General features: G+C 55.5%; 24 protein-coding genes and 1 riboswitch. Of the genes, 19 read left to right on the forward strand and 5 right to left on the reverse strand.

What is annotated here, in order from left to right; all coding sequences use genetic code 11:
• Window positions 1-135 precede the first annotated feature (135 nt).
• The 3 genes from HF984_RS07790 to HF984_RS07800 all read right to left on the reverse strand — a co-directional run bounded on the left by HF984_RS07790 (window position 136) and on the right by HF984_RS07800 (window position 3,680).
• Window positions 136-1,386, reverse strand: a complete 1,251-nt coding sequence (locus tag HF984_RS07790; RefSeq protein ID WP_168615107.1) for a serine/threonine protein kinase — start codon at window positions 1,384-1,386, stop codon at window positions 136-138.
• A 99-nt stretch (window positions 1,387-1,485) separates the two neighbouring features.
• Complete coding sequence (gene murJ, locus HF984_RS07795; protein ID WP_168615108.1) at window positions 1,486-3,141, reverse strand: murein biosynthesis integral membrane protein MurJ; 1,656 nt, start codon at window positions 3,139-3,141, stop codon at window positions 1,486-1,488.
• Window positions 3,142-3,176: 35 nt separating this feature from the next.
• Complete coding sequence (locus HF984_RS07800; RefSeq protein ID WP_168615109.1) at window positions 3,177-3,680, reverse strand: NUDIX domain-containing protein; 504 nt, start codon at window positions 3,678-3,680, stop codon at window positions 3,177-3,179.
• Between the two features lie 90 nt (window positions 3,681-3,770).
• Between HF984_RS07800 and HF984_RS07805 the strand changes: the two genes are divergently transcribed.
• The 13 genes from HF984_RS07805 (at window position 3,771) to HF984_RS07865 (ending at window position 15,917) form a co-directional block, all read left to right on the forward strand.
• Complete coding sequence (locus HF984_RS07805; protein ID WP_168615110.1) at window positions 3,771-5,183, forward strand: CCA tRNA nucleotidyltransferase; 1,413 nt, start codon at window positions 3,771-3,773, stop codon at window positions 5,181-5,183.
• A 230-nt stretch (window positions 5,184-5,413) separates the two neighbouring features.
• Window positions 5,414-6,439 carry an ABC transporter ATP-binding protein gene (locus HF984_RS07810; protein WP_168615111.1) on the forward strand — a complete coding sequence of 342 codons (1,026 nt, stop codon included), beginning with the start codon at window positions 5,414-5,416 and terminating at the stop codon, window positions 6,437-6,439.
• Window positions 6,439-7,320, forward strand: coding sequence for an ABC-2 family transporter permease (locus HF984_RS07815; protein ID WP_168615112.1), 882 nt, complete (start codon window positions 6,439-6,441; stop codon window positions 7,318-7,320). Before HF984_RS07810 ends, HF984_RS07815 begins: the two co-directional genes overlap by 1 nt.
• A 120-nt stretch (window positions 7,321-7,440) precedes the next feature.
• Window positions 7,441-8,676: a histidine kinase gene (locus HF984_RS11870; protein WP_168615113.1), complete on the forward strand. Its 1,236-nt coding sequence runs from the start codon at window positions 7,441-7,443 to the stop codon at window positions 8,674-8,676.
• Window positions 8,673-9,353: a response regulator gene (locus HF984_RS07825; protein ID WP_168615114.1), complete on the forward strand. Its 681-nt coding sequence runs from the start codon at window positions 8,673-8,675 to the stop codon at window positions 9,351-9,353. Before HF984_RS11870 ends, HF984_RS07825 begins: the two co-directional genes overlap by 4 nt.
• A gap of 26 nt (window positions 9,354-9,379) precedes the next feature.
• Entirely contained in the window at window positions 9,380-10,543 is a 1,164-nt protein-coding gene (locus tag HF984_RS07830; protein WP_168615115.1) for a hypothetical protein, read from the forward strand.
• Window positions 10,544-10,576: 33 nt separating this feature from the next.
• Window positions 10,577-10,948, forward strand: coding sequence for a TM2 domain-containing protein (locus HF984_RS07835; RefSeq protein WP_168615116.1), 372 nt, complete (start codon window positions 10,577-10,579; stop codon window positions 10,946-10,948).
• Window positions 10,949-11,331: 383 nt separating this feature from the next.
• Window positions 11,332-11,637, forward strand: coding sequence for a 30S ribosomal protein S6 (rpsF, locus tag HF984_RS07840; protein ID WP_168615117.1), 306 nt, complete (start codon window positions 11,332-11,334; stop codon window positions 11,635-11,637).
• Between the two features lie 105 nt (window positions 11,638-11,742).
• The gene (locus HF984_RS07845; protein WP_168615118.1) at window positions 11,743-12,366 is read left to right on the forward strand and encodes a single-stranded DNA-binding protein; all 624 of its coding nucleotides are present in this window, start codon (window positions 11,743-11,745) and stop codon (window positions 12,364-12,366) included.
• Window positions 12,367-12,457: 91 nt separating this feature from the next.
• A complete protein-coding gene (gene rpsR, locus HF984_RS07850) occupies window positions 12,458-12,694 on the forward strand; it encodes a 30S ribosomal protein S18 (RefSeq protein WP_168615119.1) in 237 nt (78 codons plus the stop codon).
• A 22-nt stretch (window positions 12,695-12,716) separates the two neighbouring features.
• Window positions 12,717-13,166 (forward strand): 50S ribosomal protein L9, encoded by a 450-nt coding sequence (gene rplI / locus HF984_RS07855; protein ID WP_168615120.1) that lies wholly within the window; start codon window positions 12,717-12,719, stop codon window positions 13,164-13,166.
• 380 nt (window positions 13,167-13,546) lie between these two features.
• Complete coding sequence (locus HF984_RS07860; RefSeq protein WP_168615121.1) at window positions 13,547-13,849, forward strand: hypothetical protein; 303 nt, start codon at window positions 13,547-13,549, stop codon at window positions 13,847-13,849.
• Between the two features lie 670 nt (window positions 13,850-14,519).
• Entirely contained in the window at window positions 14,520-15,917 is a 1,398-nt protein-coding gene (locus tag HF984_RS07865; protein WP_168615122.1) for a DUF418 domain-containing protein, read from the forward strand.
• Window positions 15,918-16,550: 633 nt separating this feature from the next.
• Here the strand turns inward: HF984_RS07865 and HF984_RS07870 are convergent.
• Complete coding sequence (locus HF984_RS07870; protein ID WP_168615123.1) at window positions 16,551-17,498, reverse strand: hypothetical protein; 948 nt, start codon at window positions 17,496-17,498, stop codon at window positions 16,551-16,553.
• 201 nt (window positions 17,499-17,699) lie between these two features.
• Window positions 17,700-17,759, forward strand: a riboswitch (guanidine-III (ykkC-III) riboswitch).
• Between the two features lie 12 nt (window positions 17,760-17,771).
• Here HF984_RS07870 and HF984_RS07875 point away from each other — a divergent pair.
• From HF984_RS07875 to HF984_RS07900, 6 genes are all read left to right on the forward strand, one after another.
• Complete coding sequence (locus tag HF984_RS07875; protein ID WP_168615146.1) at window positions 17,772-18,086, forward strand: DMT family transporter; 315 nt, start codon at window positions 17,772-17,774, stop codon at window positions 18,084-18,086.
• Window positions 18,087-18,115: 29 nt separating this feature from the next.
• Complete coding sequence (locus tag HF984_RS07880) at window positions 18,116-18,895, forward strand: trimeric intracellular cation channel family protein (protein ID WP_168615124.1); 780 nt, start codon at window positions 18,116-18,118, stop codon at window positions 18,893-18,895.
• Window positions 18,896-19,166: 271 nt separating this feature from the next.
• Complete coding sequence (locus HF984_RS07885; RefSeq protein ID WP_168615125.1) at window positions 19,167-20,300, forward strand: glycerate kinase; 1,134 nt, start codon at window positions 19,167-19,169, stop codon at window positions 20,298-20,300.
• Window positions 20,301-20,390: 90 nt separating this feature from the next.
• Entirely contained in the window at window positions 20,391-23,042 is a 2,652-nt protein-coding gene (locus HF984_RS07890) for a replicative DNA helicase (protein WP_168615126.1), read from the forward strand.
• A gap of 2 nt (window positions 23,043-23,044) precedes the next feature.
• Complete coding sequence (locus HF984_RS07895; RefSeq protein WP_168615127.1) at window positions 23,045-23,290, forward strand: hypothetical protein; 246 nt, start codon at window positions 23,045-23,047, stop codon at window positions 23,288-23,290.
• 69 nt (window positions 23,291-23,359) lie between these two features.
• Window positions 23,360-24,154, forward strand: coding sequence for a MerR family transcriptional regulator (locus HF984_RS07900; RefSeq protein ID WP_168615128.1), 795 nt, complete (start codon window positions 23,360-23,362; stop codon window positions 24,152-24,154).
• 184 nt (window positions 24,155-24,338) lie between these two features.
• On the opposite strand, the gene HF984_RS07905 is transcribed toward HF984_RS07900, so the two are convergent.
• Entirely contained in the window at window positions 24,339-26,423 is a 2,085-nt protein-coding gene (locus tag HF984_RS07905; protein WP_168615129.1) for a prolyl oligopeptidase family serine peptidase, read from the reverse strand.
• Window positions 26,424-26,440: the final 17 nt, after the last annotated feature.

Genomic DNA, 26,440 nt, shown 5'->3' on the forward strand with positions numbered 1-26,440 from the left:
TAAGGACTATCTTCGATTATTCCAAACAGCGCGCGAAAAACTAAAGATCACCTCATCACGTGGATAAGCAAAAATGTGCCACTTTCGAAAGAGAAAATGACACATTTTTGTGTGAAATTGTATGCGCGTCAGGGCTTAGTTAACAGAAACCTCAGCGATGCGCAGACCGTACATGAAGTTCGAAGTGATGGGCTGAGCCAAAACGGGAGCCTCATTGAAACGAATAAAGACGTATTTAGTCTTGCCGTTCTGCTTCTTCTTATCGAGATCGACCTTCACCTGGGCTGCGTTGAAAGTGCCAGAGCCAACTTCTTGCGCACCGTCAAGCGAGTTGGTGTCATTGGTCAACACGGTGAAGCTACCGCCGGTACCCGATACCTGGTCAATGGTGACCTCAGAAACGGTGGTTGCCTCTTCAAGCTCGTATGCCAGGGCAAAGCTATCAACGGTTCCACCAAAGTTTGCTGAACCAAAGCCGTAGCTCATCCACTGGGTGGCGGTGTTGCCGTCCATGGTCTGCGGCAGGGTCGCATCCTGATCAGCCATCATGGTGGGGTTTGCCGGTACGACGCGGGTGACCGACTGAATCTTAGGAGTGGGTAGCTTAGCCTCGGTCTTAGTGGGCGAAGGCTTAGCTGAAGCCTTAGCTGATGATGAAGCGCTACTGGATGCGGGAGCCGCCGACTGCTCAGAAGAAGCTTCTTCTGAAGAACCAATCATGTCGCCAAGCTGTGAATACACCACTGCGGCGCCACCGAGTAGCAAGAGAATCGCAGCAACGGCAATGAGCCACATGCCCGGACCTGAATCGTCGTCTTCTTCATCGACATCGAACTCATCGGAATCATAGTTCTCAGCCTCGTACGCATCAGCGGCGTACGCGTCATTAGCATCGCTAGCCGCCACGGCTGCCGCACCTGCACCAGTTGCAACCACAGGCTTGGACACCTCAATCGGCTCAGGCTTGTGAGACTTCTTCGACGCCACAGCAACATACGGGCGCTCAGACTCGCGAGACTCAGTCTCACCGAAAATGTGCTCACCCAAAGCCTCAGTCTCAGACGCAGCCTTGAGCGCAGCGGTAGAAGTCAGCAAAGAGTCCTGCAGAGCCTGCGGGCGCGAATGAGATGTCACCAAGTAGGTAGTGCCATCAGACTGACCCAAATCAAGAATCTGAACATGAGAACGAGAACTCGATGCCAATGTACGAGCATTCTCAAGTAGCTTCTCGCCACGAGAAGGCGCAGCCACCACAATAGAAACCTTGCGGTCAAGAACCTGATCCTGACCATCAAAAATGGAGTCGCCGTCACCGGTTTCAACAACTTTGCTAGTAACCTTGTAGCGCTCGCCGAGTACTGTGCCCGGTGCAATTAGCTGTGACAAGTTTCCTCCCCAGAAGTTCAAACGGTGCACTAGAAAACACCTAGGTAAAAATCATACCCGTTTGAGTAAGTAAGTTGATGAGTATTAGAGGTTCTTTATTTACCGGCGTGAAAGTTTACGCTGAATAGGCTCAAGTAATTGATCAAATTCTTTGACGCGGAAAATCTGCAGGAACGCGTAGTAGGCAACTGCCATGACGATACCGCCAATAATTGCGGTAGCAAAGGCGGTGATCTGCGACTGCCACGCGAAACCGGTAAAGGTGTAGCCCCCCAGCATCCACAGAGCCAGCGCACCCACAAGTGCCGAGAAGAAGGACGCCAGCGCCACGCGTGCGTGCGTGTTGACGATGTCGCGCTGCCCGTAGTTACCCAGGCGTCGTTTGAGGACGCGGTGGCTCAGGTAAACCGCCAGAATATTCTGCACAGCGTAGGTACCAGCCAAACCGAAGATGGTGTAACGCGCATCCACGCGTGATGCCGCGTAACCGGCAGCCACAATCAGTACCGCCGAGAACACCTGAATGTAGAAGGGCGTCTTAGCATCCTCTTGCGCGTAGAACACGCGTCCCATCATGAACGCAATGGTGAGGAAGGGACCACCCAAAGAAATAACCGCCAGTGCCTGACCAATCTGCGCGCCAACCACGCGGTCACCACCGGAGAAAATCATGCCCACAGGGCCCGCGAAAACAATCAGAGCCACAGCACAGAAAATCGTAGCCACCGACGCCACACGCAAACCAGCAGACAAAGCCTTACCCAAGCCCGCCGAATCATCACCCTGCGACGCCTCAGACATACGGTTGAACAGCACAGTCGCAATCGACAAACCAATCACACCGTGCGGTAGCGAATACAACATGGATGAATAATTCAGAGCAGCAACACCCAAAATCGGGATGCCCTGATCAAGATAAGCCTCACGAGCACCCGTCACACCGGCAGCCACCTTCGTGAGATACAAGAACGCCAAGTTAGAAACAACACCGGTAGCCAGCGTCCAACCAGCAAGCTTAGCGGAATCACCCAAGCCCATACCGCGCCACTTAAACTTAGGACGCAGCTTCAAACCAACCTTGCGCAAAGGAATCAGCAACACCAGCGCCTGGCATACCACGCCCAAAGTCGCCGAACCCGCAAGAACCAAAGTATTCGCGGGCGTCCACGTCTCTAACGAATGCAGCGGCGGATTACCCATCTGCTGACGACCAAACATGCCAATAAAGCTCAGCACACCAGCAATCGCCACAATGTTATTAATAACCGGCGCCCACATAAACCAGCCAAAAGCACCGCGAGCATTCAGCACCTGACCAAGAATCGTGTACAAACCGTAGAAGAAAATCTGCGGGAAGCACCACAGCGCAAAAATAGCAGCCAACTCACGCTGATCCGCCGTCAACCTGCTACCCATCACACCAATAATCGGCCAAGCACACGCGACCACCACAACAGTCACCGCGAAAATACCCGTAATAGCAAGCGTCATCAGACGCGACACAAAATCAGAACCGCCATCATCATGCTTAGCAGCCTTAATAATCTGCGGCACCAACACCGCATTAAAAATGCCGCCCGCCACCAAAACATAAATCAGATTCGGCAGCGTATTAGCAATCTCAAAAACGTCACCAACCGCAGTAGCAGAACCAAGAGCAATCGTTATCAAAAAGGTTTTAACAAACCCAAGCACACGAGAAACCATGGTTCCCGCTGCCATAATTGCGCTCGAAAGTGCACCATTACGCGCCACGAAAAGACCTAACTACTTACAGACAAAACTAGAGATCAAGAAAGCTGATGAATAATATACTCACGCGCAATCTCAGCGATGCGACGCTCATTAGGGAAAGAAAGCTTTCGACACAGATCATCAATATCAACCCAGGCAACATCAATAGCCTCATGATCGGGATCCTTATCGGTCGTCAAATAACCGCCCGTAGCATTCAGCAAATAATGATGCACCGTCTTATGAACACGATGACCACCCACCGTGAACCAATAATCAATACTACCCAAGGACGCTAAAACATCCCCTGCGATACCCGTCTCTTCCTCAATCTCACGAGCCGCCGCCTCAGCGTTCGTCTCAGCACCCTCAGGATGACCTTTAGGCAGGCACCACTCCAAGCGTCCGCCACGGTTGATGCGAGCAATAATCGCAACCGGCAAAGACGGCTTATCAAAGTCAACAATCACGCCGCCAGCCGAGATTTCCTCAACCGTGGGCAACACTGATACGGGCGTCACTGCCCGCTTCTTGGGAGCCCGAGGTACTGGAAAAGTCATGTTTCTACCTTAACCGATAAACAAGGTGAGGTTTTCTATATGAGCTGAAAGTAGGAGTAAAAGCTAAATATCTGGCACGATTAAGGGACTATGGTTGCGTTTTTTGATACATCACAGGTAGACCCCATCGCCTTACAGCTCGGCGAACTCTTTGAGAAAGCCGGATTCGAGTTATCACTCGTCGGCGGCCCCGTACGTGACCTTTTTCTCGGTCGCCAAGCAACCGACCTGGACTTCACTACTAACGCAACACCCGATCAGACCCTCGCAGTCGTTGAAGGCTGGGCGGACGCCACGTGGGATATTGGACGCGACTTCGGCACCATCGGTATCCGCAAAGGCGATGACACTGTAGAGATCACTACCTACCGCGCAGAAGCCTACGATCCCAACTCGCGCAAACCCACTGTATCCTTCGGTGATAACCTCAACGACGACCTCTTCCGCAGAGACTTCACCATCAACTCCATGGCTCTGCGCCTGCCCTCCCTAGAACTCGTTGACCCCTACGGCGGCAAGCGAGACCTGGACGCCGGCATCATCCAAACCCCCGGCACTGCCGAAGACTCGTTCTCCGATGACCCCCTGCGCATGATGCGCGCAGCACGCTTTGCCGCGCGCTTTGACTACGCGCTCGCTGACGATGTTTTTGGTGCCATGAAAGAGATGGCTCCGCGCATCGAGATTATCTCTGCAGAACGCGTGCGCGATGAGCTGACCAAGTTGATTCTGGCTGACTATCCCCGACGAGGCATAGATCTTTTGGTGGATTCAGGGCTGGCTGATTTTGTTCTTCCGGAGATTCCCGCGCTCAAGCTCGAGGTCGATGACCACCACCATCATAAGGACGTTTACCAACATTCCTTGAAGGTAATGGAGCAGGCGATGGCTCAAGAAACCGACGCTGACGGTGATGTTCCCGCCCCCGACTTCGTGTTGCGTTTTGCGGCGCTCATGCACGACTGCGGCAAGCCCGCCACCCGTAAGTTTGAGCCCAATGGCTCTGTGAGCTTTCTGCATCACGACGTCGTGGGCGCAAAGATCACCAAGAAGCGCATGCGCGCCCTGCGTTTTGATAATGACACCATCAAGGCGGTTGCGCGCTTGGTTGAGTTGCACATGCGTTTTTACGGCTACGGGGATGCTGGCTGGACGGACTCCGCGGTGCGCCGCTATGTGCGCGACGCGGGTCCCTTACTGGAGCGCTTGCATCGTCTGACGCGCGCGGACGTCACCACCCGCAACAAGCGCAAAGCCAACAAAATCTCCAACGCCTACGACGACCTTGAGCGCCGCATCGTAGAACTCGCCGAACAAGAAGAATTGGATGCCATGCGTCCTGATCTTGACGGCGAGCAGATCATGCAGATTCTGGATATTAAGCCCGGACCTGTGGTGGGTAAAGCCTACAAGTACCTGCTGGAGATGCGTTTGGATGAGGGATCGCTAGGCGAAGAAGAAGCAACCCGACGCCTGCTAGCGTGGTGGACGGAGCAACAGTAGAGCTGTTGATTTTTTCGGACTAGAAGCACCAGATAAAAATATTCCTACAGGAGAATGTTTTCTATGGCGTGTGCTGAATATTTGGTGCACGCCATATTTTTATGCCCGCATCATCCCTAAGGACGAGAAAAATGCCCCGTTCGCCGGCGAAATCGTCCTACAGAATCTGCCCGGTGAGGTGTTTATGCCCGTAGGCTAGATGTAAACATCCCCTACAGCAAGGAGTAGCGATGCTTGAAGTCTCACAGCTCACGCGCCAATACGGCGATAAAACCGCTGTCGACAACATCAGCTTCACCGTTCCCAACGGCAAAGTGACGGGCTTTCTCGGCCCCAACGGCGCGGGCAAATCGACCACCATGCGTATGCTCATGGGCCTTGAACATCCCACCAGCGGTTCAGCTCTGATTGACGGGCAAAAGTACGCCTCACTGAAGTCGCCACTGTCTACCGTTGGTGCGCTACTGGATGCAAAAGCCATGCACCCCGGACGCTCCGGCCTGCAGCACCTTCGCTCTCTGGCACTCACCCACGGCTTCCCCAAAAAGCGCGTGGACGAGGTAATCGAGATGACCGGTCTTTCCGCTGTTGCTAAAAAGAAAGTCAAAGGTTTCTCGCTGGGTATGGGTCAGCGCATGGGCATCGCCGGTGCCCTGCTGGGCGACCCTCAGAATGTCATTCTCGACGAGCCCGTCAACGGCCTCGATCCCGAGGGCGTGATTTGGGTGCGTAACCTCGCGCGTCATTTGGCGTCCGAAGGTAAAACCGTTCTGATTTCATCGCACCTCATGAGCGAAATGTCGCAGACCGCCGATAACTTAGTGGTCATTGGACGCGGTCGCATCCTGGCGAACAGCTCCATGCAGGACTACCTCAAACTTGCCGATGACCAGCGCGTTCTGGTGCGCACCGATCAGCGCGATGAATTCGCGTCCTTCCTCTCTCAGCAGGGCGTGAACTTCTCGTCTGTAGAAACTGACGGCCTCATGGTGGAGCACACCCCCGCCCGTGATCTTGCAAGCTACGCGCTGGACCGCCGCATCCTGTTGCACGAAGTCACCCCGCAGGTGGCAACCCTTGAGCAGGTCTACATGCAGATGACCCGCGGCGAAGTTGAGTACCACTCAGGCGACTTCAACGCGGCAAACGGTTCGGTGGTCGCCCCCGGCGGTAGCCCCTCACAGGCGCCGCAGGCAGACCCGGCAACCATGTACGAATCACCTCAGACTTCCTGGGGTCAGAAGGGATCGAACTAATGACTGCTACAACCTCAGTAACTCCTCGCACCTCAACGTACGCTAACCACAAGCTGTCTTTCTGGGGCGTGCTGCGCTCCGAGGCGTTGAAGTTCCGCACGCTCACCACCAACTGGGTGATGACGCTTGTGATTGGCGCCGTGCTGGTTCTTCTGGCTCTCGCCGTGGGTGCCGCTATCAACCAGCTCTACAGCTACACCACCGACCCTCAGCTAGCGGCGGATGCTGCTGAGCGCGGGGCGATGCCGCAGAGCGTCGAAGGTATTGTCGATATGACATATGGCCTGGGTGGCTCGGGTATGCAGCTGGCCTGCATGCTTATCGCATCCGTTGCCGTTGTCTTTATCGCATCAGAGTATGCAACCCATCAGATTAACACCACGCTGACCGCTGTTCCTAAGCGTTCCATGGTGTATCTCGCCAAGCTCATCATCGTTTCTATCTACGCATTCGTTATCGGTTTTGTATTCGCGGCTATCTCATATTTTGTGGGTTTGATGCTGGTGAATGACAACATTGCCAACCAGGTCGACTTCAATTCCGGCGTGGTGATGAACTGGCTGGGCGTCGCTATTTTCTCCATGCTCATGGCGTGGATGGGTCTTGGTTTCGGTGCTCTCTTGCGCAACAATGCCGGCGGCATCGTTCTGGTTGTTGTGTTGATGTTCGTCATCAGCTTGGTCTTTATGATGTTCCCCTGGGAATGGGCAACCGACTTTGCGAAGTACCTGCCTATGGCCATGGGCGAGACCATCATCGGTTACGGCCTGCCGGACGATGCTGAAATCGGCTACGTGCAAGCTGGCGGTATTTTGGCGCTGTGGTCAGCGATTCCGGCGCTCCTCGGTTACTTGCGCTTCCGCTTTACCGACCCCAAGTAGTCACCGTATATGGGCGTAACGTCTTTGAATGTAGGCGCTGCTTCTCTCACTGAGGGGCAGCGCCTTGTCGCGCGTAGAAGAGGGCCATTTCGACGCTGGTTGCGTAACCATCCGAGAACGGTGAGCTGGAGCCTGATAGCGATTCATTGGGGCAATCAGGTGCTTGGTTTATTGACGCTGGTGTTATATTCCGAGAACGTGATGCAGCGTCCGGAGGCGGTGATTTGGTGGCAAGCTGCCGCGATAGTTGTGGGTGGCCTCTTCTTTTCAGTAGCGATTTACTATCGCAAGCTCTTTCCGATGTCGTGGCTGGTATTGGGCATTGTCTGTGATGTGGCAACGGTATGGTGGCTAGGGCCATCGAGTTCAATTGCCGGTTTTACGCTGTGGGTCATGCTCTATACGGTAGCTGTGAATCGTCAGACACGTACTGTTGCAACCGCATATATTCTGCTGGCGATATACTCCGTGATCGTCTCATTGCCCATTATGGATCCGCAGTGGAGAAACCAAATCTCTGCAACGGACAGCAACGTGAGTCAGCTGGATCTCTGGATCATCCTGAGTATGCGATTGACTCTTCTGCTGGTCACTCACCTCACTATCGTGGTGACTGGCCGGTCGGTGCGTCGTAATCGCATTTTTGAGCAGGAAATTTTGCGGCACTTTGAGCAGACGCAGACGCTGGCGGCTACTGAGGAGCGCAACCGCATCGCCCGTGAGATGCACGACGTGGTGGCGCATTCCTTGACGGTCATGATTACGCTGTCGGACGGCGCTCGTTTGGTGGGGCAGAAGAATCCTGAACGTGCTGGTGAAGTTTTGCAGGAGCTGTCCTCAACCGGGCGTAAAGCGTTGGCTGATATGCGCCGTACCCTGGGGGTTTTGCGCGAAGAGAACAGCGCGGCGTCGCTTACCCCGGCAGAGGGTACAGCCGAGGACGCGGTGGAGAACCTGCGCGAGCTGGCAGAATCATTTTCCTCGACGGGTCTCAACGTGGATTTCACCCACGAAGGTGCGGCTGTTCCAGAGGACAATAATTTGAGGCTGAGTCTTTATCGCATCGTTCAAGAATCGTTGACCAATGCGCTGCGCTACGGGCAGGACGCCCAAAATATTACCGTTCGGCTATCGGTAGCCCTGCCGGATATTTTCATCACCATCGTCAACGATGGCTCTATGGTGGGTGGATCATCGCCGCTGCCTCCCAGCATCGGAACGGGCAAAGGTATTACCGGCATGAGGGAGCGCGCTGCTTTCTATAACGGCACGGTGAACGTTGGCCCCAATGACGTGGGTGGCTGGACAGTTCGGGCACACTTAAAGTGGGATGACGGCACGAAAGGAGAGGCATGAGCGAGAAAATCCGCGTGGTGATTGTCGATGACCAGTCGCTAATTCGTATGGGTTTCAAAATGGTTTTGGAAGCCTGTGACGACATTGAGGTTGTAGGTGAGGCGTCCGACGGCCTGCAGGGTGTAGAGATCGTTCAGCAGTTGCGTCCGGACGTGGTGCTGATGGACGTGCGCATGCCGGTGCTGGACGGTATCGAGGCGACGGCGCGCATCACCGCTCAGACCGACTCGAAGGTTATTATCTTGACCACTTTCGATGTGGATGAGTATGCCTTCTCTGGTCTCCGTGCGGGTGCTAGTGCCTTCATGCTCAAAGACTCAGAACCCGATGATCTAGCGCGTGCTGTGCACGTGGTGCGTGACGGGGAATCCATTGTTGCTCCCCGCATCACTAAAATGCTGGTTGAGCAATATATTCATGCTCCTCAGCAGGAAAAGCCTGAAAACATCTATTCGCGGCAATTAGAATCGCTGACTCGACGCGAGCTAGAGATGGTGGAGGCGATTGCTGACGGTCTCTCTAATGCCGAAATTGCTCACCGCTTTTTTGTCTCTGAAACTACCGTCAAAACTCATGTGCGTTCTATTTTGACTAAGCTCAATGTGAGGGATCGCGTGCAAGTGGTGGTCTTCGCATATGAGAGCGGTTTGGTGTACCCGGGCTACCACGGGCAGTAAGCTTAGTACTGTGAAAAGAGGGTGCAATGAAAATTGAGAAAGTTCGCCCTAAAAAGCGACTGAAAAAAGCGAGCAAGCGTCCTAAAGTTCTTGCTGGAATTCTGTCTGTTAAAGACAAAGTGGTGGTGCGTAATCGCCTGCTGATTGTTGCCGTTGCACTGGCGTTGGTAGGTGCGATTGTGGCTGGCGTGGCTAATTACATCACCACTAATCGCACCCCCGAAGAGGCTGTAGATAGCTATCTCGGCGCTGTTGAGCGCGGCAGTTATTTCTCTGCCGTGGATCGCGCAGCGTTTTCACGCGATAACTTTGTGTATATCAAATCAAGTGCTTACCGCGTTGCTGAGCATCGCGTGCAGGAGCATCGGATTACGAAAGTTACCCACTCTGACGCTGACCATGCTCAGGCATATCTTGAGGTAAAGGTGGACGGCAAGTGGTCGTCTGCGGTTTTGCCCCTTAAGCAAACCCATAAAAAGGGTATTTTCAATGATGCGTGGGTGCTCGATCAGCCTGCCGAAGTGAACCAAGAAGTCACCGCTCAGTTTCCCGTCGATGAGCTGACTGTCAACGGTAAAACTACCGGTTTCGGTGCTTCTAAAACCACTCGAAATGACGATGCTGGCTCCGCCTGGGATCTGGTGCTGCTACCCGGTGCGTACTCTATCGACACCCCTCAAGACTCGTATTACCGCATTCAGGATGCGCCTCGTGAGGTTATTATTCCCCTCGGTGCAGTAGAGGCGCCGCAGGTGAGCTTGACCTTCAAACCGTCACCGCGCATGTGGAGTGAGACCAATGAGAAAATCTCTGAGCAGTTAGCAAAATGCGCCAGCTCGCGTAGCCTTGCTCCCGAAGGTTGCCCCGCATCCACTAAATATGACGACGCTGGTATACCTTTGAGTGAAAAGCCTGCCGACAATCAAAGCGCCAAGTCGTCGCCGGATGCGAGTTCTAAGGCGCGCATCGCGGACGTTCGCTGGAAGCTCGTTGACCGACCTGCTTTGGTTCTCGAGCAATCTGATGAAGGTCCAACCTCTTGGGCCTCGAGCAGATACGAGCCTGCGGTCTTTGAGCTCACCTATACCGCTAACGGTAAAGCCCAGCGTGAAACTATCGAATTTGAAATAGATGCGCAGGTAAAATCGACTGGAAAGAACGCAGATATTACGGTCTCGTTCAATCAATAGCCGCATCGGAATGTGTGGCGAAAGGGAATCTTCATGACTCATCAACAGCCTGAACACTATATTCCTACCTACGTGAGTGACCAAGAGAAAGCGAGCTGGGGTCAGTCCAGCATGCTGTGGGGCACTCCGCCGCGCGTCGTGGTCAACGCTAAATCGACCGTCCTTGCCTACATCTTGTGGTTCTTCTTGGGTAGCTTGGGTATTCACAAGTTCTACTTAAATGCGCCGTTTATGGGGATTTTGTACCTCGTTCTCTTTGGCGTGGGAGCCTTGACGAGTGGAATCCTTATTGGCTTTATTCCACTTGGCATCTGGGCCATTCTGATGTTCATCGACATCTTCACCATTCCGCTGCGCGTGCGAATTCTGAACTCCATCGCGACGGCGCGAGCAAACCGCTTCTAGTCAATTCTTGGCTGTCCGCCAGCGATGCGAAGCCGCCCGTCAACATCCCTAAACGCCAGACCCGAGCCAGTTGACTGTCGACTTCGCATCGTGGCTTCTCTGCGTAGGCTGTTCCTAGTGCCCAAGGACGCCCGCCCCGGCAGAGTTGCCCAATGCGCATCCGGGGTGGGGAAGTGGCGGAATCGCCTCTCAAATCGCATCGTTGTAATTAGTGTGAGCTGCACCGAAAGCGCGCAAAAGCACTGCCCAAAGCCGCGCCCGTACGGTAAGCTTGATAAGTCTGTGCTACTGACGCGGCCAATCCCCGCGTAGTGCACAGAAGAAGTATGAATCTCCTGCTATGGAAATCCCATAGCCGTTTAGCCCAAAGGAGGGGTTTAATCATGCGTGCATACGAACTGATGGTTATCCTCAATCCCGAGGTAGAGGACAAGGCTGTAGAGCCCACCCTCTCAAAGTTCCTCGAAGTTGTCACCAAGGACAACGGCACCGTAGATAACCTTGACATCTGGGGTCGTCGCCGCCTGGCATACGAAATCCAGAAGAAGTCAGAAGGCATCTACGCAGTAGTTAACTTCACTGCAACTCCGGAGACCGCTGCAGAGCTCGACCGCGTTCTTAACCTGAACGAATCAGTAATGCGCACCAAGATCATCCGCCCGGAAGATCAGAAAATCTCCTCCAAGTAAATTCTTGAAAATTGCGACTGACATGAGTGCAAAAAGCTCTTATATTGTCAGCCCCCGCAACTAATCTTCAAGTAAATACTTTTTCGATAGAACAGGAGACTGCAAATGGCTGGCGATACCGTCATTACCGTTGTTGGTAATCTCACCGGCGATCCCGAGCTTCGCTTCACCCCTAATGGTGCTGCGGTAGCTAACTTCACGATCGCTTCAACTCCGCGTGTTTTTGACCGTCAGAGCGGCGAGTGGAAAGAAGGCGAAACCCTCTTTTTGCGCGCATCAGCTTGGCGTGAAGCTGCGGAGAACATCGCAGAAACCCTCAAGAAGGGTATGCGCGTTATCGCTCAGGGTCGTTTGAAGTCACGTTCATACGAAACCAAAGAAGGCGAACGTCGCACCTCAATGGAGCTTGAGATCGATGAAATCGGTCCCTCACTCCGTTTTGCAACCGCACAGGTTAACCGCAACCAGCGCAACGGTGGTAACAACTACGGTGGCGCTCAGAACGGTGGCTTTGGTGGCAACCAGGGCGGCTTCAATAATGCACCGGCTCAAAACCAGTCGTTTAACAACGGCGGTGGCAACGGCTACTCCAACAATAATGGTGGTGGCTTTGGCGGTAACCCTGCTCCGGCAGCGGCACCGTCAGCCCCCGCAGCTGATCCGTGGGGCGCTCAGTCCGGCGGTAACTACGACTGGGGTGCAGGCGCAGACGACGAACCTCCGTTCTAAGCCTCGCGTCCGACCTTCTTTATAACTAACATTTATCCACCATCCCGCGGTGTGAAATCCGCGGGCTCCCAAACTGATAAGGAGCACCACGATGGCTAAGGCTGAAATCCGCAAGCCCAAACCCAAGCAGAACCCGCTGAAGGCTGCTGACGTTACTGTAATCGACTACAAGGACGTCGCACTCCTGCGTAAGTTCATCTCCGACCGCGGCAAGATCCGTGCACGTCGCGTTACTGGCGTATCTGTTCAGGAACAGCGCAAGATTGCTCAGGCAATCAAGAACGCACGCGAAGTTGCACTGCTGCCCTACTCAGGCGCTGGCCGCTAAATCGATAGGAGAGTAGAAGAACATGGCTAAGATCATTCTTACTCAGGAAGTAACCGGCCTCGGTGTTGCAGGCGACGTTGTAACCGTAAAGAACGGTTACGCACGTAACTACCTCATGCCCCGCGGCTTCGCTGTTACCTGGACCAAGGGCGGCGAAAAGCAGGTTGAGTCAATCAAGGCAGCTCGCGCAGCTCGTGCGAAGGCTACCCTTGAGGAAGCTAAGGCAACTGCAGCTAAGCTCGCTGAGACCACTGTTACCGTGGCTCACAAGGCTGGCGCAGAAGGCCGCCTGTTTGGCACCGTTAAGGCTAAGCACGTAGCAGACGCTATTGAAGCAGCTGGCATTGGTTCAGTTGACAAGCGCGCGATCAACCTCGGTTCAGCAATCAAGTCAACCGGTGCATACACCGTCTCAGTGCGTTTGCACGAAGACGTTACCGCTGACGTTGAACTCGACGTTGTAGCTGAATAATTTTCGGCGTTTACACGTTTGCCTGTGAGCTTTGATGGCTTGCATATAGGCTGATGAAGGACGCGTCCTCTTACGAAAGTGGGAGGGCGCGTCCTTTTTTGTGCCGTCTTTGACCGCCCGCCTGCTTCTTACCGCCTGCCCGTTTGTGTCGGCTGCTTGCTTCTTACCGCCCGCATGCCCGGTCATCTCTCCCGCCCGTGTGAAAGGTGACCACGTTTGCTTCGTTGTGACCACAAAACCCTCAAAAACAGGCTGAAAATCGCTGGTTTGTGAGAGTTTTCTGGTCACTATGAGAAAAACGTGGTCGCTGCCGGAGGTACGGGGCAGGCTGAAGGTGCGACAGTTGGCGGGTTGCGCTCAAGCGTGCCATGCTTGTGGTTATGTCTCGAAAACTCCGCCCTTCTTCTCAGATGCTTGTTGCCGCATCCATTGCCCTCGGTGTTTCTATTGCGATGCTGCTGGTGGCTATTTTCTTTGCAACGAGCTCACCAACGATCACTCTGACTGTTTTCCTGATTGCGTTGGCTGTTGGGTCGCTGGCGGCGTTTTTAGGTGCTCTGCTGGCGATTGTGGGGCTTATTAAGCATCGTGAGCATACGCTGTGGCTGAGCCTGATTTTGGTGGCGTCGGTGCTGCTCAACCCGCTGGCAGCTTTTAGTGTGCTGTTGCTTCTCGGCGGCTAACAGTCGATTATTGCTCGCTGGACGCTGGACGCTAGTCTTTGTCCTTCCTGTCGGCACTGTTTTGTCTGTCTCGGCATCGCTTACCTGGCTACGGCTTGCCCTGTCTTACCGCGCCGCCACAATGCCGCCACAATACCGTCCCGTCCTGCTGTAAACCTGCACCGTCGTAGCACCGTGAAATCGCCCTGCCGCGGCATCTTGCCACCGCAACCCCTGCCGCTCCGTCCTGCTGTATTTAGTTCCGTCGCCCGTGACGCTCTAGCGCTGGGTATGCATCGTTGCTCAAGTAGTCTCAAAACACTCAGGAATCTTGCAGGTTACTTCAAACTTCCCCAAAGGGTAGGCGTGCAAACTATTAACAACGGTTCGAAAGAGCTAAGAAGCAAAAATGTGTGTGTGCTTTTGCGAGGTTATGCTGAGCCTCGTTGAATAAAGTTCAAGGGCAAGATCTGTATGGGGATCTTGCCCTTGAACTTTTTAAGTGCACTGTCGCTTCGGTGGGCGCCCGGGCACTCTCACAAGTGCCCTGTCGCTCCCGTAGGTGCAGCACCTTGCCGAATGCGTTTCACCTAGCGGGCGGGGCAAGAAAATACTCATTGAGGATGATGCTGAGCGGCGTTAGTTTTCATACAGTGGGTAGAAGTAAAGAACCACGCGTGAAAGATAGCCTATGACTTCCCCTGCCCCTTTGAATATTTCAGCTGATCAGTCGGTCGCATCGGCTGATTCCTCTCCTGCATCGGGTAAGTCCTCTCCTGCACCGGGCACCGCTCCTGTTTCTGCGCTGGATGCGCCGCCTGCACCCGCTCCCTCCACCGCATCTACAGCGTCCGCATCCGCCCTGAGTATCCCGCGTATGGTGGTGCCCGATGTGGCTCGCGGTCTGATGCTGTTGGGTATTGCGATCGCTAATATTGCCACGGTGTGGCTGGTGATGCCGGGTGCTCCCGGCGGTGATTTGGGCGGTATTGTTCGCGACAGCCTGTGGGATAAGCTCACTATTTTGTTCACCGCTGTGTTTGTGCATGCGCGCGGTTTTCCGATGTTTGCCACCATGATGGGCTTTGGTGTGGGAATGATTGCGGCGAGCCTGTATCGGCGTGGTTATCCGCTGGGTAAGGCTCGCGGGGTGATTGCGCGCCGCTACGGCATGCTTGCGATTTTTGGTGTGGTGCACATGGTTTTCTTGTTCTGGGGCGACATTATGATGATGTACGGACTGATGGGTATGTTGCTGGCGACCATGATCGCGATGCGCACCCGAACCCTGCTCATTATCGCGGGCGTCCTGTTTGTGCTGGGTACGCTGGGTTCTGTGGGCTTGGCGGTGTTCATTGATTTCACTGATATTGGACGCCAGCTCATGGGTGATCCCACTGCGACTGCCGATGCTTTTACGAGTTCTACTTATCTGGGTAGCGTGGGTTTTGGTGTGTTGGCGCTTGTCATGCAGGTTGTTAGTTCGCCTTTTCAGCTTCCTGCCCTGTTGCCGCTGGTGCTTTTTGGCTTTGTGATGGCACGCGAGGGGCTGTTGTCGGATACTGCTCACCATCGTCGGACGCTGGTGCGTGTTGCTGTAGTGGGTATGGGATGCGGCGTTGTAACCGGTGTGCTGTATGGACTGAGTCTGATGGGTGTTTTGCCTGCGTGGGAGCTGTTTTCGTCGGTGAGTATGTCGGTGGGTACGCTGGCTGGTCCCGGTTTGATTGCGGTTTTGGCGTTGGTGCTTGCACCTGTTCAGCAGCGTGTGGCTAAGGCAGCTGAGGCTGGAAAATCTGCGGCACTTCCTCAGCCCTTGACGGTGCTTGCGGCACTGGGTAAGCGTTCGATGACGGGGTACGTCTTGCAGTCGGTGCTGTGCATTATTTTCTTGGCGCCGTACGGTTTGCATTTGTTCGCGGATGCGGGTGCTTTCGTGGCGTTGTGGGCTGGTGTTGGCGTGTGGTTGGTGACGCTGGTGGTTGCGAATGTGCTTGAAGTGTTTGGCAAGCCCGGCCCGTTAGAGGCGGTGCACCGCCGTTTGTCCTATGGAAAGAGCGGGCTGATGAGCTCGTGGCAACCTCGGTAAAAATAAAAAAATAATAATTAGGTAACTTAAGGATATTTATCAGCTTTTACAAAGGTAAGTATGGTTATATATTAATTGATGGTTCGAGAGAGCTTTCAAAAAGTGAATGTGTGTGATGTTCAGGCGGTCCGTGTTGTGGCCGCCTGAACTCTTTTAAAGCGCGTCTTTGGCAGGTGCGTCCGTGCAGTCTCTATGTGCATACCCTGCCGTCGCGCATCTGTGCACCCCTCCGGGGGTGTAACGCTCTACCGCCCAAGCACGCGCGCTGAAATTTTGATGCACAAGCAGTCGGTGCGCGCTCACTGCTACCCCTCTTGCCCGGTTTGCTTTGCTCACACGACAATTCGCGCCAGCCGCCGCACCAGCAATTTCACGGTGAGCCCGCTCCATCGCCCCTTATGAATAACCCTCTTTATAAGTCCCAGGAAAAACTCAGGAATTGTTAATTCTGCACATATTTCTGTGCTGTTAGATGTTAATCAGATGGTTCGAGAGAGCTTTCAAAAGTGAATGTGTGTGGCATTTACGGGTGGTGCCGGAATGCGAAAAAGCGGCGTAGAGATAATCTCTGCGCCGCTTTTTTATGCCCTGCAAACACCGGATTCATGGCTTTCGCCTGGGGAGACCAACACCCTAGAGCGGCAGTTGCATGAGGTAGAAAATCACCGGCGATGCGCACAGTACGGGCACTACCAGCGTCACCAGGCTGTCAAAGCCAGCAATAGTGGGGGCGAAGTCTTTGAAGCCGCGATCACGACAGATGCTGGCGAGAATGGTTGCGCTGGCAAAGCTTGCACCGTAGCCCACGAGCGCCGCAGCCGCCGCAAGATACCAGGCGGCGGGTAGCATCCACAGCAGAGCAAACGTCAAAACCACAGCGCCCAGTGCGCCCGCAACGCAGCTAAGACCGCGATTGCGGGTGCTGTGCAGGGTAATTTTTTCAAGGATGCGCGCCCCCGCCACCGTAACCACGGCAAACAGCAGGTAATGCGCGCCGGTGACGCTACCGACCTGCGCAACAGTGTGCTGGGCAGCGTCGCGTCCTGACTCTAAAATAGCCGGAAGCTGAAGAAGCGCCGCCGTATGCGACACCGAGAAAACGCACAGCATCAGCGCCCACTGCACAATGGCGGTGCGATGCAAAAAGCCCGGTTCGCGAGAAAACGTGTGCAAAAAGGGTAGAAAGAAGAACGCCACCAAAGGGATAAAAGCCGAATAAGCGATATTCCAGCGTTCCCACACAAACCAAAACTGCAGGGCAACCACCGCGCACAGACCGACAATAACAGCCTGGCTCGTGTGAAGTTCACGTTCGCCGTAGGTCAAAAACTCACGCAGTAGCACCAGGCTGAGTACCAGAAAACCAAGAATCGTGGCGGTCTCACCCGTCAGCATCAACAGCCCCAGCACCACCAACGCGGCAGCAAGAATCAGCAAGCTACGAGTAATGCTTGCAAGCAGCGGACTGAAAGACGCCGGACGCTTAGACTTACGCCAGGCACTAACGCCAACCATGATGAGGGCAAGGAGCAAAACCCCTGCAATGAGTGAGCCCGAGCGGACATCCAGAAGACCAAACATGCAAAGAACCCTTTTGTCGGTGCGAAAGTGATGTGCACTTTGAGCCTACTAAATTTCTGTCAGGGTGCGCGGGTGGCGCGTCCAAAGAACGGGCATCTGTGGGCTGCGCTCGCCGGGGCGGGACGCTGGTGGGTACGGTGGTGAGGTAGCTAATGCGCCGCACGGCGGTGAGCTTGCTAGTATGTTTTGCGGCTTTGAGAGAAGTAGCTCTAAGCCCCGGACGATGGACGCCGTACCCGGAAAGCGACAAGACGGCTCGCTGAAGAGGGCATGATGTACTGGTTGGTACTTGTTGTATCCGGTGTGTTAGAAGCGGTGTGGGCGACTGCGCTTGATAGGTCTGAGGGCTTTATCAAGCTGGGGCCTAGCATTATTTTTGTGGCGGGGATGATCGCGAGCATGGCTGGCCTAGCCTACGCTTTGCGGAAATTGCCGGTGGGAACAGCGTACGCGGTGTGGGTTGGTATCGGTGCGGTGGTCACCGTGGCGTGGGCAATGCTCACCGGTGCCGAAAGTATCTCGCCGGTGAAAATCCTTTTTCTGTTGATGATTATTGGCGGAGTTGTCGGACTTAAATCTGTGCACTAGTGCGCGTAGAAAGAAAAGAGGTGGACGCGGTGGCGAGCTTTGACCCCGATGTTTGGTTTCGCGCGGTGGACGTTGCTGCGGTAGCCGCTAACGGTCTTTTGGGCGGTGCGGTGGCGCGTGCTTTCCGTTTTGATGTGGTGGGCTTTTTGATGCTCGCTGTCGCATCCGGCATGGGCGGTGGTTTGATTCGTGACGTGCTCCTGAATACCGGTTTTCCGGTGGCGCTTACCGACAGTGCCTATTGGGTGGCGGCGTTAGCGTCCGCCGGTCTTGCCTATGCTATTGATTTGGGTGGTAAATTCGCTGACCGCGCCCTGCTGGTGATCGACTTTGTGGGTATGGGATGCTGGGCGGCAACCGGCACGCTCAAAAGTCTGGGCGTGGGGCTGCATTGGTTCCCGTCCATCATTTTAGGCGTGGTGACGGCGGTCGGCGGCGGTGTTATTCGCGATGTCATGGTCAACCGCATCCCCTCCATCTTTGGCGGTAATTCGCTGTACGCCACCATCGCCTTTGTGGGCGCCACCGAAATGGCAATCTTCATCCAGGTGCTCCACATGCCCAACGTTGGTATGGCGGTCGCTATTATCAGCTGCGGTGTGCTCGGACTGCTGTCACGCTGGCGCAACTGGCAACTACCCGCTCCCGTCAACCTCACCGTGCCGCGTCCTCAATTCCGCTTCAAACCGCGCAGGCGAGGACGCCGCGTCCTTGCCAACGAAACCTGGGCGCCAGGCGACCCGTTGACCGAAAATCTCGAAATCATCACGCCCGAGAAGCTTCAAGAGTACCGAAACGGGAAATCGTAACCAATTGTTTATCAATCCCACAGTAAACACCCAGCTTCACCCAAAGCTATCCTCAGGTGAGCGCGTCATACTTATTACATACGGTTCCTCAGGGAGCTAGGAAAGTGAATGTGTGGCTTTCTTAGTATGAAACATCAGGTTTCATGAGTATGTATGTGTGTGATAGCGAAAGGCTCAACCAAAGCGGTTGAGCCTTTCGCTTTTTCTCTGCCCTTTTCTTCCCGCCGAGATCCTGATTTAAAACAGGATCTCGGGGAGTGATACTAGAGGTATGTCTGTTCTCATTGCGGTTGATAAGTTCAAGGGTTCACTCACCGGCGTCGAATTGTCGGATGCGATTGCTACCGGCATGCGTCGCGCACTGGGGGAGGGGTTTACCCCGCGCATCTGCCCGATTGCTGACGGCGGCGACGGTACGGTGGACGCGGCGTTGGCGTCCGGCTTTGACGAGGTTCAGACGCAGGTGACCGGCCCGGCGGGTCAGCCCGTCACTGTCCGTTACGCTTTTGACCGCGCCGCAGCAACAGCGGTCATCGAGGTGGCTGAGGCCTGCGGTATCCGTCTGCTCGGTGCAGACCTGGACGCCCTCGGTGCCACAACCTTCGGTGTGGGTGAGCTGATTCTTCACGCGGTGGAGCGCGGTGCATCCACGATTGTTATTGGGCTGGGCGGCAGTGCAACCACGGACGCCGGTGCCGGTATGCTCAGTGCGCTCGGCGTGCGATTTGAGGATGCGCCGAACCCTGCTGAGGTGCACGGCGGTGGCGGTTTGCGAGGCGTGACCGGTGTTGACCTTTCAAGCCTTGATCCCCGCCTGGCAGGCGTTGATTTCGTGATGGCATCGGATGTCACCAACCCACTCACTGGCGAGAACGGGGCAGCCGCGGTGTACGGCCCGCAAAAAGGTGCCACCCTCGAACAGGTCAAAGAACTGGATGCTCTGCTGGGGTTAGCGGCAGGTTTCATTGAACAGGCGCTCGACGTTGTGCTCGGAACATACCGCGAGGCCCCCGGCGCCGGTGCCGCCGGTGGCCTCGGTTTCGCGTGCCTGTCAGTGCTCGGTGCTCGCATGCGTCCCGGCGTGGATGTCGCCTTCGAACTCACCGGCTTCAACGACGCCCTTGACGGCGCAGATTTCATTATCACCGGCGAGGGCAAGTTCGACACCCAAACCCTGCAGGGCAAAGGCCCGGCGGGTGTGGCGCAGGCGGGCAAGAGAGTGGGTGCCCGCGTCGTGGCGATTTGTGGTGGCTCCGAGCTTGAAGAGGACGCCTGGCGCGCGGCGGGTTTTGACGGCGTTTACTCGGTGCTGGGCACCGGCGTCAGCCTTGAAGAGTCGCTGGCGAACCCGCGTCCGCACGTCGAAAAAATAGCGGAACAGATGGCGCGGGATTTCTTAATCTAAGAGCTCATAAGAGGTCAGTTTCATAGAGAGACGGTGCTCATTGAAGGCATAATAGAACACTGGTAATTCTTTGAGTTAAGGTGGCATTGCGTGTCTGAGAGTCAGTCTGAGTTTGTTCGTACACCCCCGCATGATGAGGCGGCGGAGCAGTCGGTTCTTGGCGCAATGATGCTGTCGAAGGACGCGATTGCGGACGTCGTTGAGGTGCTGCGCGGCGCTGACTTTTACAAGCCTGCGCACGAGAGTATCTACGAGGCAATCATTACGCTGTACGGTCACGGTGAGCCTGCGGACGCTATTACCGTCACCGACGAATTGAAGAAACGTGGCGAGCTGGACCGCATTGGCGGCGCCCCCTACCTGCACAACCTCACTTCGCAAGTGCCTACCGCGGCGAACGCTGGTTTCTATGCTGAGATTGTGCGCGAGCGCGCCGTGCTGCGACGCCTGGTGAGTGCCGGTACTCGCATCGTGCAGCTGGGGTATGAGAGCGACGGCGAGGTGGATTCGCTGGTCAACCAGGCGCAGGCTGAGATTTACCAGGTAGCTGATACCCGCGAGAGCGAAGACTACGCGCCGTTGGGTGAGATCATGAACTCCACTGTCGAGGAAATTGAGGCTAATGGTGCCCGAGCCGACGGCATCCACGGCGTCCCCACCGGCTTTATCGAGTTCGACGAGCTCACCGCAGGTCTGCAGGCGGGGCAGATGATTGTTATCGCGGCCAGGCCGGCCATGGGCAAAAGTACGTTCGCCCTGGATATCGCGCGTTCTGCTGCCATTAAGAACAACATGGCTACTGTTTTCTTCTCACTGGAAATGAGCCGCAACGAGATTGCGATGCGCGTGCTTTCGGCGGAGGCATCCCTCAACCTGTCTGATTTGCGTAAGGGTACGCTGGATGACTCGCAGTGGGCGAAGATTGCTACGGCGATGGGCAAGATGGATTCTGCCCCGCTGTTCATTGATGATTCCCCGAATATGACGCTCATGGAAATCCGCGCGAAGGCACGCCGCCTTAAGCAGAAGAACAACCTGCAGCTGATTGTGCTCGACTACTTGCAGCTGATGAGCTCCGGCAAAAAGGTGGAATCCCGCCAGCAAGAGGTCTCCGAGTTCTCGCGTGCGCTCAAGCTGATGGCTAAGGAACTCGAAGTTCCGCTCATTGCGCTGTCGCAGCTGAACCGTGGCTCGGAGCAGCGAACCGACAAGAAGCCGATGGTGTCGGACCTTCGCGAGTCGGGCTGCCTCACCGCTGGCACCCGCATCCTGCGAGCTGACACCGGTGCTGAAACTACCATGGGTGAACTGTACGCATCAGGCGCTAAGGACGTGCCCGTGTGGTCACTGGGTGACGATATGCGCTTTGTGGAGCGCCATCTGACCCATGTTTTCTCAACGGGTGTAAAGCCTGTTTACCGCCTGACTACCGCGTCCGGCAAGACACTGCGCGCCACCGCAAACCACCCATTCTTCACTTTCCGCGGCTGGAAGGGGCTGGGCGAGCTCGAGGTAGGCGAGCGCATTGGCGTCCCTCGCCACGTCAACGGCCCTGCACAGCGTGTTGAGTGGACGGATGAGCAGGTTATTTTGCTTGCTCATATGCTGGGGGACGGTTCGGCGGTGAAGCGCCAGCCGTTGCGTTATGCCTCTATCGATGAACATAACTTGAGAGTGGTCACCGAATCTGCTTTTGGGCAATTCGGTATTACTGCGGTTCGAGATGAGCACGCGGCTGCTCGATGTGTCTCTTTGCGTCTACCTGCTCCACACCGTCTAACGCACGGTAAGCGAAACCCGCTGGCTGAATGGTTAGATGAGTTGGGTCTATTTGGCCTACGTTCGTGGGAAAAATTTATCCCCGAGGCTGTGAACGCGCTTCCGAAGCGTCAAATCGCTCTGTTTATTCAGCACCTTTGGGCAACTGATGGTTCTGTAACGGTGAACAAGAATGGACGTTCAGGGCGCATTTACTATGCATCAACATCACGCGAACTACTAGATCAGCTTTCCATTCTCCTGCTGCGCTTCGGTATTAATTCACGTATTCGAAAAACTGCTTTGAAGGGTGAATACCGCCAGGGATACACTTTGGACATCTCAGGACGTGACGAACAGCTGCGTTTCCTGCGCGAAATTTCAGTTTTCGGTAACCGTGCTGAACAATGTAAGTCCCTATTAGAGGTGCTGGAAACGGAAGAATATAGATCCAACACTAACGTGGATACTGTCCCTGCCCAGGTGTGGGACGATGTGAAACGCATTCTTTCTGAAAAGGGAATGACGCACCGCGAATTCCAAGCTTCTATGGGTTCTCAGTATTGTGGTTCTGCGTATTACAAGAGTGCGCCCTCTCGTTCGCGTCTCACCCAGGTCGCTACCCTCCTTGATTCAGCTGAGCTGGACATGGTTGCTGTAAACGACTTGTTCTGGGATTCAATCGTTGAAATTGAATACTGTGGTGAAGAAGAGGTCTTTGACGCTACCGTTTTGGGTCATCACAACTTCATTGCTAACGGCGTGACTGTTCATAACAGTATCGAGCAGGACGCGGATATGGTCATCCTTCTGCACCGCGACGATGTCTACGATAAGGAATCCCCGCGCGCTGGTGAGGCTGACGTTATCGTGGCTAAGCACCGTAACGGCCCGACCAAGACCATCGCGGTCGCCTTCCAGGGCCACTACTCGCGCTTTGCGAACATGACGCACGATTCCTACTCGGGCGGTGACGACTACTAAAGATGAACGTTCTCCTCTCGGTTTTGTTGGTTGTTATCGGTCTTTTTATACTCGACCGGTTGTTGCTTGCTGCCGAAAGAAAGGGCTGGATTTTTTATCGTCACCGCAAAGCAGGTGGGACGTCCGGCGCGGCATTTGGTATGGCCGAGTTTTTGCAACCTGGCGCTAGGGTGACAATTGAACAGCAAGAATCTAATCGAATGACGCGTCAGATAGCTGAGGATGATGCACCCTACAAGAAGCTGTAGCTATAGCGTCCAAAAAGTTTCTTCCTAAGCCTTGACCCTCACGCGGCGTCAGGCACCACAGTGGGTTATATGAGAGATTCAAACAGTTCCGCTGATTACTTGACTGTGGGTGAGGTTGCTCGCCTGGTGGGTGTGAGCGTTCGCGCCTTACATCACTGGGATGCGATTGGGCTGCTGACTCCTAGCGGTCGCACGGGTGCCGGATACCGGGTGTACAGTGCCGACGATATCGACCGTCTGCACCGCGTCCTGGTCTATCGGGAGCTTGGGTTTCCGTTGAAGAAAATTCAGCGCGTCCTTGCCGACGGCGAGCGTTCGGCTCACACGCACCTGCAGGAACAAAAGCGTTTGTTAGAAGACAAAATCTCTCATCTCACCGCGGTTTTAGAAACCGTCAATCACCTGATGGAGGAGAATATGTCAGAGAAGAAACTTACAGCCACCGAGAAGGCGCAGGCTATTCAGGCGCAGTACGCTGATGAGGTTCGCGAGCGCTGGGGTGACACCGATGCTTACGTGCAGTCCCAGCAAAATACAGCTCAGTTTACGGATGCGGATTGGCAACGCGCCCAGTCCGATGCCGAGGCGCTGGAAGCTGATTTAGCGAGCGCCAAGCGTGTGGGCGTCCTTGCTGGTTCTGAAGAGGCGAATGCGCTCGCAGAACGCCATCGTGAGTCAATCAACCGCTACTATGACTGCTCGTATGCTCAGCAGGTGTTGTTAGGTCGCATGTATGTTGCAGATACTCGATTTGCTGAGCATTACGACGCGCGCGAGCCTGGTCTTGCGCAGTGGTTGCACGAGGTGATTGACGCGAATGCTCAAGCGCACGGGGTAGACCCTGCAAGCGCTACGTGGGGGTAAACCTGTTTCTAGCTCACCCCACGAGACCGCCTGAAACCTTCGAGAGTGCGGGATAATCCCGCACTCTCGAAGGTATCGCGCTATCTAGCCGCTCGAGGTCCCGCGCTCGCTACCGACGCCCATCCTGGCGTCCTCAACGTTTCACGTGAAACATCTGCCCGGCGCCCCCGCCATTCCAGCCCGCCTACGGCAGGATTGCGTTGTCCAGGTAGGTGAAGATCATCGCGTAGATGTAGGCCTTCTGTTTGACGTCCGCCGCGCCTGCGTGCCCACCTTCGGCGTTTTCAAAGTAGTGCACTGGCTTGCCCATTGACTCAAGCAGTGCCATGAACTTGCGGGCGTGCGCGGGGTGTACACGGTCGTCCTTGGTGGACGTGGTGAGTAGCAGGGTGGGGTGAATATCGTCCGGGTTCACGTTGTGGTACGCCGAAATCTCTTTCAAAAACTCCCAGTCATCCGTATCGGGGTCGCCGAATTCAGAGACCCACGATGCGCCCGCTAGCAAGTGCGAGTAACGTTTCATATCCAGCAGTGGCACCTGGCAGACAATCGCCCCAAAGTGCTGCGGGTACCGCGTGTACATATTGCCCATGAGTAACCCGCCGTTCGAGCCACCAATCGCCGCCAGCTGTGGCACGGTGGTGATGCCCGCGTCCACCAGGTTGCGTGCCACGGCAATCAAGTCTTCGTAGGCGCGCGGTCTGTTCTCGCGCAGGGCAGCCTGGTGCCAGCGTGGTCCGAATTCGCCGCCGCCACGAATGTTCGCCAGCGCGTACACGTACCCCTTCTCAAGAAGCCCCTTGCCGTAGAGCGACGAGTACGAGGGCGTGCTCTTGATTTCAAACCCGCCATAGGCGCTCAGTAGCGTGGGGGCGGGGGAGCTGCCGTTCAGCGCATCGGTGTTGCCCACCAGAAAGTAGGGGACGCGTGTGCCGTCCGCCGAGGAAACCCACCGCTGACGCACTTCTAGCCCGGTGGTGTCGAACCTATCCGGCGTACTGCGTAGCGGGCGCAGGGTAAAGTGCTCTGCCGAGAACCCGCCCACGAAACTGCCGCGGTAGAGCGTCGGCGGGGTGAGAAAACCGGTGACGAGCAGGTGCACGCCGTCGCGAATATCCGGGTTGACGGGCTGTACGCGAATGTTGTTGAACTCCCCGACGTCGGGTCGCAGGTCGTGGATGTCCCAGTGCTCCCCGCAGTCTTCAGCGAAGAAGAGGTCGGTGCGCACATTATCGAGCACGGTGAACATGATGCCGCTCTTGGTGGCGGCGTAGCTCAGTAGCGATGAGCTGTCGGCGGGTTCGAAGATAACGTGCACGTGCTCTGCCACGGGTGCGTCTATGGCCTCGTCGTAAGGCAGGGCGAGCAGGGATCCTGCCGTGAATGTCGTTCCGTCGAGAGCCCAGTCTTCGCGTAGTTGCACGGTCAGCCAGTCGCGCACTGCCCCGCAGTTGGCGGACGCCGGTACCTGGATGCGCGTGAGCTCGTAGGTGCCGCGGTTCATGTCGTAGAACTCGTGGTTGCGGAAGGTGATGGCGCGGTAGACCACCGTTTTTTCAAAGCCTTCCATGTTGAAGTTGTGCCCGCCGACCATGACGTCGGTGTCGCGTCCTTCCAGGATGAGCGCGGCGTCCTCGAGGGGAGTGTTACGCGACCACAGGTGGACGGAGCGCGGGTAACCTGAGCGCGTCACGGAATCTTCGAAGGTGTGCGCCACGATGACGGCGTTTTTGTTCAGCCAGCGCATGTCACCCTTGCCCAGGGGCTTGTTGAAGCCGTCCGTCACGAACTCTTTGGTGGCAAGGTCAAATTCGCGCACGACTGTGGTGTCTGATCCACCCAGGCGCAGGGTGAGTAGCGCACGGTCGTAACCGTCGTGGCAGATTTTCATGCCGCCGTACACCCAAGGCTGCTTCTCTTGTGCGCCCAGTGCGCCGATGTCTACCAGGGTTTCCCAGGCGGGCTGGGTGCTCTCGTCCTTGTAGGCGTCGTAGTCTTCTTTGCGCGTGCGTCGCCACAGACCGCGCGGGTACTGGCCGTCTGCGTAGAAGTCGTAGACGTAGTCCCCGCGACGCGTGCCCACCACCAGCTTGTCTTTGGCAGACATGATCGCGTCTGTCTCGTGCAGATGCCTCTCAAAGCGCTTGCCTGCAAAGATTCGTAGGGATTCGTTGCTACGCTCCTGTGCCCAGGCGAAGGTCTCGTCATTGAGCTCTTCGAGGTAGGCGAAAGGGTCGTGTTCGGCGGTGGGTTGGGTGTACTCAGGCATACCCTCAACTCTAATAT

It is taken from the genome of Rothia terrae (assembly GCF_012396615.1).
GTDB classification, from domain to species: domain Bacteria; phylum Actinomycetota; class Actinomycetes; order Actinomycetales; family Micrococcaceae; genus Rothia; species Rothia terrae.

What these genes read in the sequence shown, in the direction of transcription:
- HF984_RS07895 (WP_168615127.1), top strand. Translation starts at nt 23,045, where the DNA reads ATGAACGTTCTCCTCTCGGTTTTGTTGGTTGTTATCGGTCTTTTTATA.
- HF984_RS07870 (WP_168615123.1), bottom strand. Translation starts at nt 17,498, where the DNA reads ATGTTTGGTCTTCTGGATGTCCGCTCGGGCTCACTCATTGCAGGGGTT.
- HF984_RS07835 (WP_168615116.1), top strand. Translation starts at nt 10,577, where the DNA reads ATGACTCATCAACAGCCTGAACACTATATTCCTACCTACGTGAGTGAC.
- rplI (WP_168615120.1), top strand. Translation starts at nt 12,717, where the DNA reads ATGGCTAAGATCATTCTTACTCAGGAAGTAACCGGCCTCGGTGTTGCA.
- HF984_RS07900 (WP_168615128.1), top strand. Translation starts at nt 23,360, where the DNA reads ATGAGAGATTCAAACAGTTCCGCTGATTACTTGACTGTGGGTGAGGTT.
- HF984_RS07805 (WP_168615110.1), top strand. Translation starts at nt 3,771, where the DNA reads ATGGTTGCGTTTTTTGATACATCACAGGTAGACCCCATCGCCTTACAG.
- HF984_RS07905 (WP_168615129.1), bottom strand. Translation starts at nt 26,423, where the DNA reads ATGCCTGAGTACACCCAACCCACCGCCGAACACGACCCTTTCGCCTAC.
- rpsR (WP_168615119.1), top strand. Translation starts at nt 12,458, where the DNA reads ATGGCTAAGGCTGAAATCCGCAAGCCCAAACCCAAGCAGAACCCGCTG.
- HF984_RS07875 (WP_168615146.1), top strand. Translation starts at nt 17,772, where the DNA reads ATGTACTGGTTGGTACTTGTTGTATCCGGTGTGTTAGAAGCGGTGTGG.
- HF984_RS07865 (WP_168615122.1), top strand. Translation starts at nt 14,520, where the DNA reads ATGACTTCCCCTGCCCCTTTGAATATTTCAGCTGATCAGTCGGTCGCA.
- HF984_RS07825 (WP_168615114.1), top strand. Translation starts at nt 8,673, where the DNA reads ATGAGCGAGAAAATCCGCGTGGTGATTGTCGATGACCAGTCGCTAATT.
- HF984_RS07810 (WP_168615111.1), top strand. Translation starts at nt 5,414, where the DNA reads ATGCTTGAAGTCTCACAGCTCACGCGCCAATACGGCGATAAAACCGCT.
- rpsF (WP_168615117.1), top strand. Translation starts at nt 11,332, where the DNA reads ATGCGTGCATACGAACTGATGGTTATCCTCAATCCCGAGGTAGAGGAC.
- HF984_RS07845 (WP_168615118.1), top strand. Translation starts at nt 11,743, where the DNA reads ATGGCTGGCGATACCGTCATTACCGTTGTTGGTAATCTCACCGGCGAT.
- HF984_RS07830 (WP_168615115.1), top strand. Translation starts at nt 9,380, where the DNA reads ATGAAAATTGAGAAAGTTCGCCCTAAAAAGCGACTGAAAAAAGCGAGC.
- HF984_RS07815 (WP_168615112.1), top strand. Translation starts at nt 6,439, where the DNA reads ATGACTGCTACAACCTCAGTAACTCCTCGCACCTCAACGTACGCTAAC.
- HF984_RS07800 (WP_168615109.1), bottom strand. Translation starts at nt 3,680, where the DNA reads ATGACTTTTCCAGTACCTCGGGCTCCCAAGAAGCGGGCAGTGACGCCC.
- HF984_RS07885 (WP_168615125.1), top strand. Translation starts at nt 19,167, where the DNA reads ATGTCTGTTCTCATTGCGGTTGATAAGTTCAAGGGTTCACTCACCGGC.
- HF984_RS07860 (WP_168615121.1), top strand. Translation starts at nt 13,547, where the DNA reads ATGTCTCGAAAACTCCGCCCTTCTTCTCAGATGCTTGTTGCCGCATCC.